Genomic DNA, 18,007 nt, shown 5'->3' with positions numbered 1-18,007 from the left:
TTGCGCAGGCTTGCGCGCCCCGCCGCGCCGGGCGCTTGCCGCCGTTGCGGCCCCCCTCTATGATGAGCCGCTTTTTACACGCCGAGCCGCCGTCGCTGCGGCGTGTGCTATAAAGCGGTCGTAAAAGGGACCCACAACCGGCGAACCCGGTCTACCAACACACACCTGTCATGTCCAAAGCACTGATCATTGCGGAAAAGCCTTCTGTCGCGAACGACATCGCACGCGCTTTGGGCGGCTTTACCAAGCATGACGAGTATTACGAGAGCGACGATTTCGTCCTTTCGTCCGCTGTCGGCCACCTGCTGGAAATCGCAGCCCCGGAGGAGTACGAGGTCAAGCGCGGGAAATGGAGCTTCGCGCATCTGCCCGTCATTCCCCCGCATTTCGACCTGAACCCGATCGCAAAAAGCGAGTCGCGCCTCAAGGTGCTCACGAAACTGATGAAGCGCAAGGACGTCGACCGCCTGATCAACGCATGTGACGCGGGGCGCGAAGGCGAGCTGATTTTCCGCCTGATCGCGCAGCACGCGAAGGCGAAACAGCCGGTCCAGCGTCTGTGGCTGCAATCGATGACGCCGCAGGCGATCCGCGACGGGTTCGCGAACCTGCGCAGCGACTCGGACATGCAACCGCTCGCCGACGCCGCCCGCTGCCGCTCGGAAGCCGACTGGCTCGTCGGGATCAACGGCACCCGCGCGATGACCGCGTTCAACAGCAAGGGCGGCGGCTTCTTCCTGACCACCGTCGGCCGCGTTCAGACGCCAACGTTGTCGATCGTCGTCGAACGTGAAGAGAAAATCCGTCGCTTCGTCCCGCGCGACTACTGGGAAGTGAAGGCCGAATTCGCGTGCGCGGCCGGCTTCTACGAAGGAAAGTGGTTCGACCCGAAATTCAAGCGCGACGAATTCGATCCGGAAAAGCGCGACTCACGCCTGTGGAGCCTGCCGGCCGCCGAAACGATCGTCGCCGCCTGTCGCGACCAGGTCGGCACGGTGTCCGAGGAATCGAAGCCGTCGACGCAACTGTCGCCGCTGCTGTTCGACCTGACGAGCCTGCAGCGCGAGGCGAACAGCCGCTTCGGCTTCTCCGCGAAGAACACGCTCGGCCTCGCCCAGGCGCTGTATGAAAAGCACAAGGTGCTGACCTACCCGCGTACCGATGCGCGCGCGCTGCCGGAAGACTATCTGTCGACGGTCCAGTCCACGCTCGAGATGCTCAAGGAGAGCCACAACTATCTGCCGCATGCGAAGCAGGTGCTCGACAAGGGCTGGGTGAAGCCGAACAAGCGGATCTTCGACAACTCGAAGATCAGCGACCACTTTGCCATCATCCCGACGCTGCAGGCGCCGAAGTCGCTGTCCGAGCCGGAGCAGAAGCTGTACGACATGGTCGTGAAGCGCTTCCTCGCGGTGTTCTTCCCGGCAGCCGAATTCCGCGTGACGACCCGGATCACCGAAGTCGCCGGCCATCACTTCAAGACCGAAGGCAAGGTGCTCGTCGAGCCGGGCTGGCTGCAGGTGTACGGCCGCGACGCCGAAGGCGCGGACGCGAACCTCGTGCCGGTACAGAAGGACGAGAAGGTGAAGACGGACGAGATCGCCGCCGTCGCGCTGGTGACGAAGCCGCCCGCACGCTACTCGGAAGCGACGCTGCTGTCGGCGATGGAAGGCGCGGGCAAGCTGGTCGAGGACGACGAGCTGCGCGAGGCGATGGCCGCGAAGGGCCTCGGCACGCCGGCGACGCGCGCGGCGATCATCGAAGGCCTGCTCGGCGAGAAGTATCTGCTGCGCGAAGGCCGCGAACTGATTCCGACCGCGAAGGCATTCCAGTTGATGACGCTGCTGCGCGGCCTCGGCGTGAAGGAACTCACGGCGCCCGAGCTCACCGGCGAATGGGAATACAAGCTGTCGCAGATGGAGCGCGGCAATCTCGGCCGCGACGCGTTCATGCAGGAAATCGCCCGCATGACGCAGCAGATCGTCAAGCGCGCGAAGGAATACGATTCGGACACGATCCCCGGCGACTACGCGACCCTCGAGACACCGTGCCCGAACTGCGGTGGCCAGGTGAAGGAAAACTACCGCCGCTTTGCGTGCACGAAGTGCGATTTCTCGATCTCGAAGATTCCGGGCAGCCGGCAATTCGAGATCCCGGAAGTCGAGGAGCTGCTGCAGAAGAAGGAAATCGGGCCGCTGTCGGGGTTCCGCAGCAAGATGGGCCGCCCGTTCTCGGCGATCCTCAAGCTGTCGTTCGACGACGAGACGAAGAACTACAAGCTCGAGTTCGATTTCGGCCAGGATCAGGGCGGCGAGGAAGGCGAAGCGCCCGACTTCTCGGCGCAGGAACCGGTCGGCGCGTGCCCGAAGTGCAAGGGCCGCGTGTTCGAGCACGGGATGAGCTACGTGTGCGAGCACTCGGTGGCGAACCCGAAGACCTGCGACTTCCGCTCGGGCAAGGTGATCCTGCAGCAGGAAATCACGCGCGAGCAGATGGGCAAGCTGCTTGCCGACGGTCGCACGGATCTGCTGCCGAACTTCAAGTCGTCGCGTACCGGCCGCAACTTCAAGGCGTTCCTCGTGAAGCAGCCGGACGGCAAGATCGGCTTCGAGTTCGAGAAGAAGGAGCCGAAGGCCGCCGCCGCGAAGAAGACGGCCAAATCGGCGGCGAAGGATGCCGAAACCGTGACCGAAGGCGCCGAAGAGAAACCGGCACCGGCCCGCAAGACCGCCGCACGCAAGACGACGGCGCGCAAGACGGGTTCGTGACGCCCCGACCGCCGGGCGCCGCTTGCGGCGCGTCCGGCGCCGGTACGCAGCCATAAAAAAACGCGGATCGATCGATCCGCGTTTTTTTTCGTGCCGGCCTCCGAGCCGTTACAGCGGCGACGGCACCGCCACGCGCGTGCGCGGCGAGCGCGCAAGACGCGGCTGCAGGTTCGGATCGGTCGACTCGGGCTGCTCGGCCCGCATCTCCACGCCGATCGGCGGCGGCGTCGCGCCCTGCGCGGCCCACTGCTCGCCCATCATCGCGTCGGTCGAGTGGCTGAAATGTTCGACGAGGTGGTCGATGAACGTGCGCACCTTGGCCGGCAGGTGGCGCCGGCTCGGGTAGGCGATGTTGATCTCGACCTGCGGCAGCCGGAATTCCGGCAGCAGCCGCACGAGCGCGCCGCGCGCGATGTCGCTGCCGATCAGGTAGCTCGGCAGGATCGCGACGCCCATTCCGAGCAACGCGAACTGGCGCAGCATCGCGGTGTTGTTCGCGACGATCACGTTGGTCGGGCGCACGCGCACTTCGCCGTCCGGCCCCGTGAACACGCGCTCGTCGCCCCAGTATTCGGTCGGCAGGCTCAAGGCCGGGTGCTCGGCGAGCTGTTCCGGATGAATCGGCACGCCGTGCTTCTCCAGATAGCTCGGCGTCGCGCACACGGTCATGCAACCGGTGGTGAGACGCCGCGTGACGATGCTTGCGCTGCGCATCTGGCGCGTGACGACGATGCCGACGTCGAAGCCTTCCTCGACGAGATCGACCTGCCGGTCGACCAGCGTGAGATCCGGCACCACTTTGGGGAAATTCTCCGTGTACGACTGCAGCACGGGAGCGAGGTTGTGCAGGCCGAACACGACCGGCGCAACGATGCGCAGCGTGCCGACCGGCTCGTGATTGCGTGCGACGACCATCTGCTCGACGTCCTCGAGCTCGTCGAGGATCTGGCGGGCACGCTCGAGATAGACCTGACCCGACTCCGTCAGGGAGAGGCTGCGCGTGGTGCGGTTGAGCAAACGCGTGCCGAGCCGGCCTTCCAGATCGGCGACGTGGCGCGTCGCGACCGCGTTGGAGATATCCATTGCGCTCGCGGCCCGCGCGAAACTGCCGAGATCTGCAACCTTGACGAACACGCGCATCGACTGCAAATGATCCATAAACGACTCCTGCCGCTGTTACAACTTCAAAAAGATGAAGCAAATGCGTAATTCTCCTACGACAGCGGAAATGATGCAGAGTTGCTCAACAAGGGGGCGGTTGACGATAAAAATAGTCAAAAATCCTCGGCTTCCGCGGATAGTTGATCCAATTATTCTGCTTGGAGCAACAATTGGGTGAACCTCGGCGTGTAAGCGGCCGAATCAGAAAGGACGTGTTTGATGCGACACAACAGCGCACCGCTTCGCACGGCGCGCGAGTGGCGCCGGGGGTGACTGGCGCCGATTGCGGCGGAGCGTAACAACCTGTTAAAAAGACACCACGAAGGCGGCCGGCGTAGCATCATGTCGGCCCCGGCCGGGCAGAGCGGGCGCGCAACGCGCGCCGCCGCCCGCGCCGCTTTCAACGCGCGACACCCCGTTCACCATGAAAATTGCCATCCTCGACGATTACCAGGACGCCGTCCGCAAGCTGAACTGCTTCGAGATGCTCGCCGGCCACGACGTAAAGGTCTTCAACAATACGGTGCGCGGCCTGGGACAGCTCGCCAGCCGTCTGGCGGAAGTCGAGGCGCTCGTGCTGATTCGTGAACGGACCCCGATTACTTCGCAGTTGCTCTCGAAGCTGCCGAACCTGCGCATGATCAGCCAGACCGGCCGTGTGTCGAGCCACATCGATCTCGACGCGTGTACCGACCGTGGCATCGCGGTGCTCGAAGGCACCGGTTCGCCGGTCGCGCCGGCCGAACTGACCTGGGCGCTCGTGATGGCCGCCCAGCGCCGCATTCCGCAGTACGTCGCGAACCTGAAGCAGGGCGCCTGGCAGCAGTCGGGCCTGAAGACGTCGGCGCTGCCGCCGAACTTCGGCCTCGGCCAGGTGCTGCGCGGCCAGACGCTCGGCATCTGGGGCTACGGCAAGATCGGCCGTCTCGTCGCCGGCTACGGCAAGGCGTTCGGGATGAACGTGCTGATCTGGGGCCGCGAGCATTCGCTCGAAGCCGCGCGCGCCGACGGCTACACGGCCGCGGAGAGTCGCGAAGCGCTGTTCGAGCAGAGCGACGTGCTGTCGCTGCACCTGCGCCTGCACGACGACACGCGCGGGATCGTGAAGCAGGAAGACCTGATGCGGATGAAGCCGACGTCGCTGCTCGTCAACACGAGCCGCGCCGAGTTGCTCGAGGACAACGCGCTCGTCAACGCGCTGTCGCACAACCGTCCGGGGATGGTCGCGATCGACGTGTTCGAAAGCGAGCCGATCCTGCAGGGCTACAGCCTGCTGCGGATGGAAAACGTGATCTGCACGCCGCACATCGGCTACGTCGAACGCGAAAGCTACGAGCTCTATTTCAGTGCCGCATTCCGCAACATTCTCGCGTTCGACGACGGCGACATGTCGAGCGTCGCGAATCCGGAAGCGCTGACGCCGATCCGCAAGCGCTGATCGCACGGGCTGCGCACGCCGCGCGGCCCCGCTGCTCCATTCCCGATCGTCAGGCGGCCACGCGGCCGCCCGTCATCGCGCCGACACGCGTGAGGAAGTGCTCGCCGTCGCGCCGACCGAGATCGTACGCATGCCGCATCTGCGACGGGCTCGTGTAATCCCAGCTCGAAATCGGTACCTTGCTCGACGGCTGCACGTACAGCCGCCGCTGGTCGCCATGCGCGACCGTGAACATCTGCGGACGCGGATACAGGCGCGTGACGAGCACCAGCACGTCGCCCGGCGACGGGTCGAGCGCATCGACCGGTACGTTGTCGACCATCCCGCCGTCGAGCACCGGCCGGCCGCCGCGCCGCAGCACCGGCGTGAACGGCGGCGTGCAGGACGACTGCAGGATCAGGTCGGCGAGTTCGTCGACTTGCGTGCAGGCCTGCGCACGCACGAATTCGGGCCGGAAACCGAGTGTGCGCCCGAGCGTCGGATGCAACGTCTTGCGCACGTACTTTTCGATGTTGTACGCGACGAGGCCGGCGGCGACCGCGCTGCGCGCGCCGAGCCAGCGCGGCACGTGCGACACGCCGATGCGGATCTCCGGCGCCGCGGCGAGCTTCGCGAACGGCTCACCGTAGATGTCGAGCAACGCCTGGCGGTAGATCCGGTAGTGCGGAAACACCGGCTCGCGCCCGAACAGGTTGCCCCAGTACGCGTTCTTCCGGTTGTGGCGCAGCGCCTCTTCGTAATAGCGCATCACCCACGCGGCGTCGCGCGTATACAGCATGCACGCGGTGGCCGCGCCGGCCGAAATGCCGGTAATCACGCGCGGGCGCAGGTCGAGCGCCGGCTGCGCGACGTCCCAGAAGCCGGCCTGCCACCAGCACCGATTGCCGCCGCCCGCAAAGACGATCTGGTCGAACATCGCGCCGCTCAGCCGACGAGCGCGTAGGTCGACGTCGCGTGGACGGCCATCTTGCCGTCCTCGTCGAACAGCTCGACTTCGCCGAACACGAGATTGCGGCCCATCCGCAGCACGCGCGCGGTGACGAGTACGTCGCCCTTGCGCACGGGACGCATGAAGTTCGTGTTCAGCGACACCGTCGTCATCGGCCGGAATTCGCCGAGCGCGGCCGAGATCGCGACCACCATCGCGGTGTCGGCGGCCGCCGTGAACACCTGGCCGCAGATCACGCCGCCCGAATGGCGGAACTCGCCGGAAAACGGCAGGCGCAGCGTGACGCTGTCGTCGCCGATCGACACGGGGACCAGACCCAGCGAGCGGACCCACGGGGCCAGCAGGCGATCCAGCAATTCGCGGACTGCGTTTTCGTCCATCTTCGACTGTCCAGAAAACGTCGCGCGACCGCCGCGCAACGCGTGTGGCGTCATCATACCGGGAGCGCGCAAACTGCGACCGCTCGTTATCGCGCCGACGGCCACCGCCGTCTCGACGAAATATTTTCAGGATATTTGCAGAAAAGGCTTGCCAAGCCTGAAATACTCACGCATAATCTTTCTTCTGTTGGGGGCGTTAGCTCAGTTGGTAGAGCAGCGGACTCTTAATCCGTAGGTCGAGTGTTCGAGTCACTCACGCCCCACCAGGAATTCCAAAGGCCGGTCAGCGAAAGCTGACCGGCCTTTTTCGTTCTGGCGCGCCGCACTCGCGGCGCGCGCCTTTCGCGGTACGTCACCGCACGCCCGTCGCGCATCGTTTCCGCTAGAATCGTCCGACAAAATCACACGACCGGCGCACGTATCGTCGTCTGCCGCCGGCACTGAGAGAACACGGGACGTCAGACATGGAAGCATGTGAACGAGACGCGACCATTCAGAGGGCGTGGTCGCGCCAATATCGGCCTGTCCGTCGCGACGGGCCGCTCCCCCGGGCGCACCCGAATCCGCGCGACGCACGAACCGGATCGCGTCATGCCGGGTAAGAACGCGCTGGTCGCGCTGACGATCGGTGTCGTCCTGTCCGTGCTGACCGGCGCACTCGCCGTCACGGCAAGCCGGGAACCCGGCCACCTGGTCCGCGTGCCGGGCACGGTCGTGCGCATCGTCCAGGACAGCGATGCGATGCGCGCGTACCGGCCGATCGTCGCGTACCTCGCGAACGACGGCCAGCGCCGCGAAGTCGCCGGCAATACCGCATCGACGGTCCCCGCCTACGACATCGGCGAAAACGTCGACGTCCTGCTCGACCCCGACCACCCCGAGCGCCCGGCGCTGATCGACGATTTCACGCAACGTTGGTTTCCGGTGGCCGTGCCGGCGCTGCTCGCCGTCGCGTCGTTCGCGATCGGCAGCGTGCTGATCGCCGGCGAGCGTCGCCGCCGACAATCGGAGCCGGCGCGGCCCCGCGTCGCACGCCAGCCGGCACGGCGCCGCTGGGATGTCGCGATCGTGCTGATTCCGATCGCGATCGGCACGGGCTTCCTCGCCGGCGCCGGCGCGGCCGGCCTGCGTCAGTGGCAGATCGTCCACCACTATGCGCGCTCGACCGGCCATGTGGTCGAGATCGCGAAAAACGGGCGATCGTCGCGGTCGCGCACGTCGCTGTATTCGGCCATCGTCGCGTTCACGACCGACAGCGGACGGCTGATCACGTTCGCCCAGGGCTCGGCGTCGTCGCAACCGGGGCTGCGCGAGGGCGACGCGGTCAGCGTGCTGTACGATCCCGTCACCCCAGAGCGGGCGCTCGTCGACCGCTTCTGGGATCGCTGGGGCCTCACGGCCATCCTGTTCGCGATCGGCGCGCCGTTCCTCGCAGCGGGGCTGTTCGTCGCCGCGACGTTATGGCCCGACCACCACCGGCCGCACGAAGCCGCCCGATGACGCACGCGCGGGGCGGCAACCGTCGCGACGCACGCGTCACCGCTCCCTGAACGCCTCCACCTTCGCGCGATTCCCGCACGTGCGCATGTCGCACCACCGCCGCCCGACACCGCGGCCGCGATCGACGAAGAACCACGTACACCGGCCGCACTGCCGCACGCGCGCGAAATCGTCGCTGCGCATCAGATGCTCGAAACCGAGCGCGACCGCATCGATCCAGCGCGACGCCGCGCGCGCGTCGGGCCGCCACGCGAAGCGGCCGCCGACCGCATCGAACGCGCTACGCCCGATCGCGTCGCGGATCGCCGCCGTGAGCCGGTCCGCTGCGCGCGCGCCTGCACTGCCGCCGCCTGCGGCCGTCAGATGCGCGATCGCGACGTACGCGTCGTCGCGAAAGCGGTGCAGCGCCGCGAGCTCGTCCGGGCCGTCCTGGCGCGGATGACGCAGCAGCCGCGCCAGATCGTCGGGCGCCAGCAACCCCGCTTTCGCGGCCCATGCGCGCACGGCCGGCCAGTCGACGAGCTTGTCCTCGTCGCGCGTCTTGCCGGTGTCGGCCACGGTGTTCAGAAAATCGAGCGCCGGATGGCCGCCGACGAAATCGGCCGCACGCCATTCATGCCCGTGTCGCGCCCGGTCGGATCGAGTAACCATTTATTCTCGCCTATCGGTTTCACATCCGGAAAATCCGGCGTAACCTGTTAACAACCAAAACAGGTTATCACGGAGAAGCCGATGCTCGAACTCCCGAACCGCTTCGATTTCGAAGGCCACCGGATTGCATGGGGCACGCTCGGCGAAGGGCCGCCGCTCGTGCTCGTACACGGCACGCCGTTTTCGTCGCAGGTATGGCGCCGGATCGCGCCGTGGCTCGCGCGACGCCATCGCGTGTATTTCTACGACCTGCTCGGCTACGGCCAGTCCGACATGCCGGACGCGGACGTGTCGCTGGGCCGTCAGAACGCGCTGTTCGGCGCGCTGCTGAATGAATGGCAACTCGCACGGCCGCGCGTGCTCGCGCACGACTACGGCGGCGCGACCGTGCTGCGCGCGCACTTTCTCGACGGCATCGCGTATGCGGATCTCACGCTCGTGAACCCGGTCGCGATCGCGCCGCAAGGCTCGCCGTTCGTGCGCCACGTCGCGCAGCACGAAGCCGCGTTCACCGGCTTGCCCGCGTACGCGCATCGTGCGCTCCTGTCGGCCTATCTCGGCAACGCGGTCGCGCAGCCGTTGAGCGAAGACGTGCTGTCGACCTACCGTGCGCCGTGGCTCACGCCGGCCGGCCAGGCCGCGTTCTATCGCCAGATCGCGCAGATGCGCCAGCGCTACATCGAGGAAGCGGAGGCCCGCTACGCGCCGCCGGACTTTCCGGTGCGCATCGTGTGGGGCGAGGAAGACGCGTGGATTCCGCTCGAGCAAGGACAGGCCCTGGCCGATCGCATCGCGAACGGCCGGCTGATCCGCGTCCCTCGCGCGGGCCACCTGGTTCAGGAAGATGCGCCGGAAGCGATCGTCGCGGCCGTGCTCGACGGGTACGCACGGCGCTGAGCCGGTACCGCGTCTCGCGTCACCACACCGGCACGCCTGCGCCGTTCGAGAGGTCCGCGAATTCTACCGACGCGTCGCGGCCCGGCAAAAACGCGAATCGGCCGACGCTACGCGCCGATCGAACCACGCCCGCGCCGGCTGCGATGCCGGCGCGGGCACGTGGCACGGCGCTTACCACGGCAGCGAATACGTCTTCGTATTCGTGAAGCTCTTCATCGCCTCCTGCACGCCCTCCTTGTACCCGAGCCCCGAATCCTTCACGCCGCCGAACGGCGTCAGTTCGAGTCGATAGCCCGGCACCTCGCGCACGTTCACACTGCCGACTTCCAGCTCGGTGATGAAGCGCGTGATGTGGTCGAAGCGATTCGTGCACACCGACGACGACAGCGCGTAGTCGGTGCTGTTCGACATCCGGATCGCTTCGTCGATGTCGCGAAAGCGCATGATCGGCGACACCGGGCCGAAGGTTTCATGCTTCACCAGCGGCATGTCGGGCGTCACGCGATCGACGACCGTCGGCGAATACAGCGCGCCGTCGCGCACGTTGCCGACCAGCAGCCGCGCACCGCGCGCGATCGCGTCGTTCACCTGCTGCTCGCAGAACTTCGCGGCCGCTTCGTCGATCACGGTGCCCATGTCGATCGACGGATCGGACGGATTGCCGTACGACCACGCGCGCGTTTTCTCGACGACCAGCTCCGTGAAGCGATCGGCCACCGCCTCGTGCACGAGCATCCGCTTGATCGCCGTGCAGCGCTGCCCCGAATTCCTGTACGAGCCCGACACCGCGAGCGTGCTCGCTTCGTCGAGATCGGCGTCTTCCATCACGATGATCGGATCGTTGCCGCCGAGTTCGAGCACCGCGCGCCGGTAGCCCATCCGCGCGGCGATCGACTTGCCGATCGACACGCCGCCGGTGAACGTGATGAGATCGATCGCCGGGTTCGTGATCAGCTCGTCGGCGATCTCCTTCGGGTCGCCGGTGATCACCTGCAGCATCTGCGGCGGCAGGCCGGCTTCGTACAGGATGTCCGCGAACAGGTAGCACGACAGCGGCACCTTCTCCGACGGCTTCACGACGATCCGGTTGTTGGTCGCCACCGACGGCACGATCTTGTGCGCGACCTGGTTCATCGGGTGATTGAACGGGGTGATCGCCGAAATCACGCCGAGCAGCGGGTCGCGCTGCGTGTACACGCGGCGCTTCTTGCCGTGCGGCGTCAGATCGCACGAGAAGATCTGCCCGTCGTCCTTCAGCACTTCGCCGGCGCCGAACGTCAGCACGTCGGCCACGCGGCCGGCTTCGTACGTCGAATCCTTGATGCACAGCCCGGCCTCGGCCGTGATCAGCGCCGCGATCTCCGCGGTGCGCGCACGCACGATGTCGGCTGCGCGGCGCAGGATCGCCGCGCGATCGTGGCGCGTGAGCGTCGGCCGGTACGCATGCGCAACCGCGAATGCGCGGCGCACGTCGTCGAGCGTCGCCTTCGGCACGGTGCCGACCAGCGCGCCGTCGTACGGGTTGCGCACGTCGATGACCGCGTCGCGGTGGATCCTCTCACCGTCGATTCGCAGTGCTTCACGACGAAGCGTGCGGACGTCCGACGATTCTGCAATGGCGTTCATGAGTGTCTCCTGGCGGATGCGTCCGCGTCACTGCAGGTGGTTGAGCGCGATGTCGATGATGTCGAAATTGCGCAGCCGCGCGCGGCCCGCGACGTCGGTCGCGACCGGCTTGCTGAAGATCAGCGGCACGATCTGCTCGGAGATCCCGCCGTGCGAGCGCAGCGGCACGTCGAGGCCCGACAGGTCGTGCTTGATGCGGCGCGTGCCGAGCACGACGTCCTGCTTCGAGATCACGATCAGGTCGCCCATCCGCGCGGGCGGCAGTTCGAAGCGCGCGCAGCCTTCCGCGCCCGTCAGCACGACCTCGATGCCGTCGACCGCGGCGAGCCGCGCGCGCAGCGCATCGGCATCGGCCGTCGCCGGCACGTAGACGGTCGCGAACGAACCGAGCGCACCGTGGTGCACGACGTACGGATCGGTGATCGGCAGGATCACGCGCGCCGCATCGTGGCCGAGCCATTCGTCGAACAGCTCCTGCAGGTAGATCACGTTCGGCTCGCCGGTCTCGTCGTCGTGCTTCGCGTTCATCCCGTGATCGGCCGTGATCGCGACGATCGCGCCGAGTTCGTCGAGGCGCCGCAGGTACGTGTCCATCATCGCGTAGAACGCGTTCGCGCCGGGCGTGCCGGGCGCGCACTTGTGCTGCACGTAGTCGGTGGTCGACAGGTACATCAGGTCGATCGGGCGCGTCTCGAGCAGGCGCACGCCGGCGGCGAACACGAACTCCGACAGGTCCGCGCTGTACACGCTCGGCACCGGCTTGCCGACCAGCTCGAGCACGTTGTCGATGCCGTTTTCCGCGATGCTCGCTTCGTCGGCCTTCTCCGACGAGAAGCAGATGCCCTTCAGCCCCTTGCCGAGCAGGCGGCGCAGCTTGTCCTTCGCGGTGACGACCGCGACGCGCGCGCCCTGTTCGGCGAAGGTCGCGAGCACGGTGGGCGCGACCAGGTATTTCGGATCGTTCATCAACACCTCGGCGCCGGTGTCACGATCGTAGAAGTAATTGCCGCTTATCCCGTGGATCGCCGGCGGCACGCCGGTGACAATCGACAGGTTGTTCGGGTTCGTGAAGCTCGGCACCACGCATTCGCCCTTGAGCGCCGTGCCGGGCTTCAGCAGCGTGCGCAGGAACGGCGCGACGCCGGCCTCGGCGGCTTCTTCCAGATATTCGTATGCGCAGCCGTCGACGCAGACGACCACCACGGGCCGGCTCATCCAGTTGTAGCGGCGGCCGTTCACTTCCACGGATACAGGCGTTTCAGTCATGACGTTCATTCCTTTCAGGTCGAAGGGGTGAGCCGTCGGCGCCCGCGCCGCGCCGAAGGGAGGTGTTTTCCATGCTTGACATTAAAATTGAGGATTTGTAGATTGTCAACAACATGCAGAGAACAGAAAGCAAAACAACGGTGCAGCAAGAGGGCTGGTCTCCACTCATCCGCCGCGTGCCGCGGCGCCACAGTCAAGGGGTCTGAAGATGAACGAAGTGCCGGTACACAAGCGTTTCGATGCATGGGCGACGGGCGCGGCCCGTGTCGCGCTGGCCGTGGCCGTCGCGCTCGGCGCCGCCCAGGCGGCGCACGCGAAGACGTCGCTGCTCGTCTACACCGCGCTGGAAGACGAGGCGATGAAGCCCTACAAGGACGCGTTCGAGAAGGCGAACCCCGATATCGAGATCCGCTGGGTGCGCGACTCGACCGGCTCGGTCACCGCGAAGCTGCTCGCGGAGAAGAACAACCCGCGCGCGGACGTCGTGCTCGGCCTCGCCGCGTCGAGCCTCACGCTGCTCGACCTGCAAGGCATGCTGATGCCGTACGCGCCGAAGGGCTTCGACCAGCTCACGCGCAAGTACAGCGACGCGAACACGCCGCCGCACTGGGTCGGCATGGACGTGTGGGGCGCGACGATCTGCTACAACCGCGTCGCCGCGCAAGCGAAGAACATCCCGAAGCCGACGTCGTGGGAAGACCTGACGAAGCCGGTCTACAAAGGCGCGATCGTGATGCCGAGCCCGGTGTCGTCGGGCACCGGCTACCTCGACGTGACCGCATGGCTGCAGACCTTCGGCGACGACAAAGGCTGGAAATTCATGGACGCGCTCGACAAGAACGTCGCGCAGTACGTGCATTCGGGCTCGAAGCCGTGCACGCTCGCGGGCACCGGCGAATTCCCGATCGGCATCTCGTTCGAGTTCCGCGGCCACGAACTGCAGGCGCAGGGCGCACCGATCGATCTCGTGTTCCCGAAGGAAGGGCTCGGCTGGGACATGGAAGGCACGGCGATCATGAAGACGACGAAGCAGCCCGACGCCGCGAGGAAGCTCGCCGACTTCATGGCGAGCAAGGAAGCGAACCAGATCACCGCGCGCTGGTGGGCGATCGTCGCGTATCCGGGCGTGGCGCGAAAGCTGGCCGGCATCCCCGACAACTACCCGGACCTGCTCGTGAAGAACGACTTCGTGTGGTCGGCGAAGAACCGCCAGTCGATCCTCGATACGTGGCAGAAGCGTTACGGGGCGAAAGCGCAGCAATGACGCTGCCCGCAGCGGGGCCGCGCCGCGCGCCGCCCCGCGTCACCCTTTCCGTCGTCGAACCCGGCCCCCGGGCCGCCCCTCCATGGAGGCGCGCATGGCACCTTATCTGAGCGTAGAACGCATCGAGAAGCGGTACAACGACACGCAGGTCCTCACCGACATCGACCTGAACGTGATGAAGGGCGAGATGATCTGCTTCCTCGGGCCGTCCGGCTGCGGGAAGACCACGCTGCTGCGGATCATCGCGGGGCTCGAGACGCAGAACGCCGGCCACATCATGCAGGACGGCCGCGACATCTCGCGGCTGCCGCCGCAACTGCGCGACTACGGGATCGTGTTCCAGTCGTATGCGCTGTTCCCGAACCTCACCGTGTACGACAACGTCGCGTACGGGCTCGTGAACCGCAAGATGAAGCGCGACGCGATCCACGAGCGCGTGCACACGCTGCTCGCGCTGGTCGGCTTGCCCGACAGCCATCGCAAGCACCCCGGACAATTGTCCGGCGGTCAGCAGCAGCGCATCGCGCTGGCGCGTGCGCTCGCCACGTCGCCCGGCCTGCTGCTGCTCGACGAGCCTCTGTCGGCGCTCGACGCGCGCGTGCGCGTGCGGCTGCGCCAGGAAATTCGCGCGCTGCAGCAGCGGCTCGGCGTGACGACGATCATGGTCACGCACGACCAGGAAGAAGCGCTGTCGATGGCCGATCGCATCGTCGTGATGAACCACGGCGTGATCGAACAGATCGGCACCCCGCTCGAAATCTACCGGCAGCCGGCATCGCCGTTCGTCGCGGATTTCATCGGCCGCGTCAACACGATTCCCGCCGAAGTCGCGCACGACGGCACGCTGCGCGCGGGCGCGGTCGGCCTCGATTGCCGCCACGGTGCGGCCCGCCCCGCGCAGGGCGCGGCGGTGTCGGTCTACGTGCGGCCCGAGGACCTGCGCATCCGCGTGCCGGGCGAGACGCCCGACAACGTGCTGGCCGGTCGCGTCGAGAAGCTCGAATTCCTCGGCGCGTTCTGCCGCGTGAGCTTCCGGATCGACGGGCTCGACGGCCAGGAGATCGTCGCCGACCTGTCGTATCGCGACGTCGACCGCACCGGCGTGCAGGCCGGCGCGCGCATCGACCTCGCGCTCGATCGCGAGCATGTCCGCGTGTTCCCGTGCGCGAAGGAGCGACTGCAATGAGCACCGTCCTGACCGAGCGCCGCCGCGGCGCGTCCGCCCCCGCCGACGTGCGACAGATCACGCACTGGCACGACCGCATCGCCCAGCTCGCGCTCTTCGCGATGGCCGCGCTGATGTCGCTGTTCCTGCTGCTGCCGCTCGCGCTCGTCGTGCAGAAATGCTTCGTCGACGCCGACGGCCGTTTCGTCGGCGCGCACAACTTCGTCGAGTATCTCGAGGACAGCGGCGTGCTGCGCTCGATGCTGCATTCGCTGACGGTCGGCGCGCTCGTCACGGCGATCGTCGTGCCGATGGCGTTCACGTTCGCGTATGCGCTGACGCGCTCGTGCATGCCGCTGAAGAACGCCGCGCGCACGATCGCGCTGCTGCCGCTGCTCGCGCCGACGCTGCTGTCGGCCGTGTCGTTCATCTACTGGTTCGGCAACGCGGGGCTGCTCAAGCCGCTGCTGCACGGCCATTCGATCTACGGGCTGCCGGGCATCGTGCTGAGCATGGTGTACGCGTCGTTCCCGCACGTGCTGATGATCCTCGTCACCGCGCTGTCGCTCGCGGACGGCCGGCTCTACGAGGCCGCCGACGCGATGGGCACGGGTCGCATGCGCAAGTTCTTCACGATCACGCTGCCCGGCGCGAAGTACGGGCTGATCAGCGCGACGATGGTCGCGTTCACGATGTGCATCAACGACTTCGGCGTGCCGGTCGTGATCGGCGGCTCGTACAACGTGCTGTCGACCGACATCTACAAGCTGATCATCGGGTTGCAGGACTTCAACCGCAGCGCGGTGGTGAGCCTGATGCTGCTGTGCCCGGCGCTCGTCGCGTTCGGCGTCGACCTCTTCGTCCGCCGTCGCCAGCAGTCGCAGCTCGGCGCGCGCTCGACGCCGTACCAGCCGAAGCCGTCGCGCGGTTTCGACGCCGCGATGCTCGCGTACTGCGCGCTCGTGTGCGCATTCTTCGTCGCGGTGGTCGGCATCTCGGTGTTCGCGTCATTCGTGAAGTTCTGGCCGTACCAGATGAGTCTCGGGCTGCAGCACTACCGGATGGGATTGATCGCGGCCGGCATCTTCGACGCGTACAAGAACAGCTTGCGGATGGCCGCGACGGTGGCCCTCGGCGGCACGATCGTCGTGTTCGGCGCCGCGTACCTGATCGAGAAGACCCGCGGCGCGCGCTGGCTGCGCGGCTTCATCAGCCTGTGCGCGATCTTGCCGATGGGCGTGCCGGGGCTCGTGCTCGGCATCAGCTACATCTTCCTGTTCAACGCGCCCGGCAATCCGCTGAACGGGCTGTACGGATCGCTGTGGCTGCTCGCGATCGTCACGGTCGTCCACTACTACGCGTCGAGCCACCTCACGGCCGTCACCGCGCTCAGGCAGATCGACGGCGAGTTCGAGGCCGTATCCGCATCGCTGAAGGTGCCGTTCTACAAGACCTTCCTGCGCGTGACGGTGCCCGTGTGCCTGCCCGCGATCCTGCTGATCGCGCGCTACCTGTTCGTCAACGGGATGACGACGGTGTCGGCCGTCGCGTTCCTGTACTCGCCGGACACGCAACCCGCCTCGGTCGCGATCCTGAACCTCGACGACGCGGGCCAGATGGGCCCGGCCGCCGCGATGGCCACGCTCGTGCTCGCGACTTCGTCGTTCGCATGCGTGCTGTTCGCGTGCATCTCGCATCGCCTGCTGCGCCGTACGCAGGCGTGGCGCCATCCGCATCGCCGTTGAATTCCCGCCGCATTCCCGTGACGTCCCGACTTCATCAAGGAGACACCATGACGCTCGCCGCCCAGCCCATCCTGCTCACCCCCGGCCCCCTGACGACCTCCGACCGCACGCGCGACGCGATGCTGCGCGACTGGGGCTCGTGGGACGGCGATTTCAACGCGATCACCGCGCGGCTGCGCGAACGGCTGCTGCAGATCGTGCACGGCGATGGCACGCACGAATGCGTGCCGCTACAAGGCAGCGGCACGTTCTCGGTCGAGGCGGCGATCGGCACGCTCGTGCCACGCGACGGCCACGTGCTCGTGCCGAACAACGGCGCGTACTGCCAGCGCATCGCGAAGATCTGCCGCGTGCTCGGTCGCCGGCTGACGACGATCGACTACCGCGAGGATCGCCGCGTCGATCCGGCCGACGTCGAGCGCGCGCTCGCCGCCGATCCGACCATCACGCACGTCGCGCTCGTGCACTGCGAAACGGGCGCCGGCGTGCTGAACCCGCTGCACGACGTCGCGCAGGCCGTCGCAAAGCACGGGCGCGCGCTGATCGTCGATGCGATGAGCTCGTTCGGCGCGATCGACATCGACGCGCGCACGACGCCGTTCGACGCGGTGATCGCCGCGTCCGGCAAGTGTCTCGAAGGCGTGCCGGGGCTCGGCTTCGTGATCGCGAAGCGCAGCGCGCTCGAACGCTGCGAAGGCAACAGCCACTCGCTCGCGATGGACCTGTACGACCAGTGGGTCTACATGCAGCGCACGACGCAGTGGCGCTTCACGCCGCCGACGCACGTGGTCGCCGCGCTCGACGCGGCCGTCGCGCAATACGTCGACGAAGGCGGACTCGCCGCGCGCGGCGGCCGCTACCAGCGCAACACTCGCGCGCTGATCGACGGGATGCGCGCGCTCGGCTTCCGGCCGTTCCTCGATCCGGCGATCCAGGCGCCGATCATCGTCACGTTCCATGCGCCGGACGACCCGAACTACGATTTCAAGCGGTTTTATCAGGAGGTCAAAAAGCGCGGCTACATTCTGTATCCGGGCAAGCTGACCGAAGTGGAGACGTTCCGCGTCGGCTGCATCGGCCATTTCGGCGAAGCCGGGATTCCGGGCGCCGTCGCGGCCATTGCCGACACGCTGAAAGCGATGGGCGTGCGCCGCGTATCGGCCGAAGCGGCGGCATGACGAGGTGACGCGATGCACC

14 protein-coding genes and 1 tRNA gene are annotated in these 18,007 nt (G+C 66.8%); 9 read left to right on the top strand and 6 right to left on the bottom strand.

Features of this window, described 5'->3' with window-relative positions; translation table 11 throughout:
• Positions 1-170: 170 nt before the first annotated feature.
• On the top strand, positions 171-2,768 hold the full coding sequence (locus WT53_RS00700) for a DNA topoisomerase III (protein WP_034208701.1): 2,598 nt from the start codon (positions 171-173) through the stop codon (positions 2,766-2,768).
• A gap of 108 nt (positions 2,769-2,876) precedes the next feature.
• Here WT53_RS00700 and WT53_RS00695 read toward each other — a convergent pair whose 3' ends face one another.
• Entirely contained in the window at positions 2,877-3,926 is a 1,050-nt protein-coding gene (locus WT53_RS00695; protein WP_034208702.1) for a LysR family transcriptional regulator, read from the bottom strand.
• 427 nt (positions 3,927-4,353) lie between these two features.
• Between WT53_RS00695 and WT53_RS00690 the strand changes: the two genes are divergently transcribed.
• The gene (locus WT53_RS00690) at positions 4,354-5,367 is read left to right on the top strand and encodes a D-2-hydroxyacid dehydrogenase family protein (RefSeq protein ID WP_034208703.1); all 1,014 of its coding nucleotides are present in this window, start codon (positions 4,354-4,356) and stop codon (positions 5,365-5,367) included.
• A gap of 49 nt (positions 5,368-5,416) precedes the next feature.
• On the opposite strand, the gene WT53_RS00685 is transcribed toward WT53_RS00690, so the two are convergent.
• Together WT53_RS00685 and WT53_RS00680 are read right to left on the bottom strand one after the other, a co-directional pair.
• Positions 5,417-6,283, bottom strand: coding sequence for a patatin-like phospholipase family protein (locus tag WT53_RS00685; protein ID WP_034208704.1), 867 nt, complete (start codon positions 6,281-6,283; stop codon positions 5,417-5,419).
• Between the two features lie 8 nt (positions 6,284-6,291).
• A complete protein-coding gene (locus tag WT53_RS00680; RefSeq protein WP_031399646.1) occupies positions 6,292-6,696 on the bottom strand; it encodes a PaaI family thioesterase in 405 nt (134 codons plus the stop codon).
• A gap of 190 nt (positions 6,697-6,886) precedes the next feature.
• On the opposite strand from WT53_RS00680, the gene WT53_RS00675 reads away from it, so the two are divergent.
• Together WT53_RS00675 and WT53_RS00670 are read left to right on the top strand one after the other, a co-directional pair.
• Positions 6,887-6,962 (top strand) — tRNA-Lys (locus tag WT53_RS00675).
• Between the two features lie 325 nt (positions 6,963-7,287).
• A complete protein-coding gene (locus WT53_RS00670) occupies positions 7,288-8,196 on the top strand; it encodes a DUF3592 domain-containing protein (protein ID WP_034208705.1) in 909 nt (302 codons plus the stop codon).
• Positions 8,197-8,232: 36 nt separating this feature from the next.
• Here the strand turns inward: WT53_RS00670 and WT53_RS00665 are convergent, their stop codons facing one another.
• Positions 8,233-8,847, bottom strand: coding sequence for a CGNR zinc finger domain-containing protein (locus WT53_RS00665; protein WP_034208706.1), 615 nt, complete (start codon positions 8,845-8,847; stop codon positions 8,233-8,235).
• Between the two features lie 81 nt (positions 8,848-8,928).
• On the opposite strand from WT53_RS00665, the gene WT53_RS00660 reads away from it, so the two are divergent.
• The gene (locus WT53_RS00660) at positions 8,929-9,744 is read left to right on the top strand and encodes an alpha/beta fold hydrolase (RefSeq protein ID WP_034208707.1); all 816 of its coding nucleotides are present in this window, start codon (positions 8,929-8,931) and stop codon (positions 9,742-9,744) included.
• A gap of 171 nt (positions 9,745-9,915) precedes the next feature.
• Here WT53_RS00660 and phnY read toward each other — a convergent pair whose 3' ends face one another.
• Positions 9,916-11,370, bottom strand: a complete 1,455-nt coding sequence (phnY, locus tag WT53_RS00655; protein WP_034208708.1) for a phosphonoacetaldehyde dehydrogenase — start codon at positions 11,368-11,370, stop codon at positions 9,916-9,918.
• A 27-nt stretch (positions 11,371-11,397) separates the two neighbouring features.
• Entirely contained in the window at positions 11,398-12,636 is a 1,239-nt protein-coding gene (gene phnA, locus WT53_RS00650) for a phosphonoacetate hydrolase (protein WP_034208709.1), read from the bottom strand.
• Positions 12,637-12,844: 208 nt separating this feature from the next.
• Between phnA and WT53_RS00645 the strand changes: the two genes are divergently transcribed.
• From WT53_RS00645 to WT53_RS00630, 4 genes are all read left to right on the top strand, one after another.
• Positions 12,845-13,900 (top strand): putative 2-aminoethylphosphonate ABC transporter substrate-binding protein, encoded by a 1,056-nt coding sequence (locus tag WT53_RS00645; RefSeq protein ID WP_034208710.1) that lies wholly within the window; start codon positions 12,845-12,847, stop codon positions 13,898-13,900.
• Between the two features lie 94 nt (positions 13,901-13,994).
• Positions 13,995-15,086, top strand: coding sequence for a putative 2-aminoethylphosphonate ABC transporter ATP-binding protein (locus tag WT53_RS00640; RefSeq protein WP_034208711.1), 1,092 nt, complete (start codon positions 13,995-13,997; stop codon positions 15,084-15,086).
• A complete protein-coding gene (locus WT53_RS00635) occupies positions 15,083-16,810 on the top strand; it encodes a putative 2-aminoethylphosphonate ABC transporter permease subunit (RefSeq protein ID WP_034208712.1) in 1,728 nt (575 codons plus the stop codon). Before WT53_RS00640 ends, WT53_RS00635 begins: the two co-directional genes overlap by 4 nt.
• A gap of 47 nt (positions 16,811-16,857) precedes the next feature.
• Positions 16,858-17,988 carry a 2-aminoethylphosphonate--pyruvate transaminase gene (locus WT53_RS00630; RefSeq protein WP_034208713.1) on the top strand — a complete coding sequence of 377 codons (1,131 nt, stop codon included), beginning with the start codon at positions 16,858-16,860 and terminating at the stop codon, positions 17,986-17,988.
• Positions 17,989-18,007: the final 19 nt, after the last annotated feature.

This window comes from Burkholderia sp. MSMB2157WGS, assembly GCF_001532755.1.
Lineage (GTDB): Bacteria > Pseudomonadota > Gammaproteobacteria > Burkholderiales > Burkholderiaceae > Burkholderia.
Note: the sequence above shows the minus strand (reverse complement) of the source record. Positions and strands in the feature narration are given on the sequence as shown.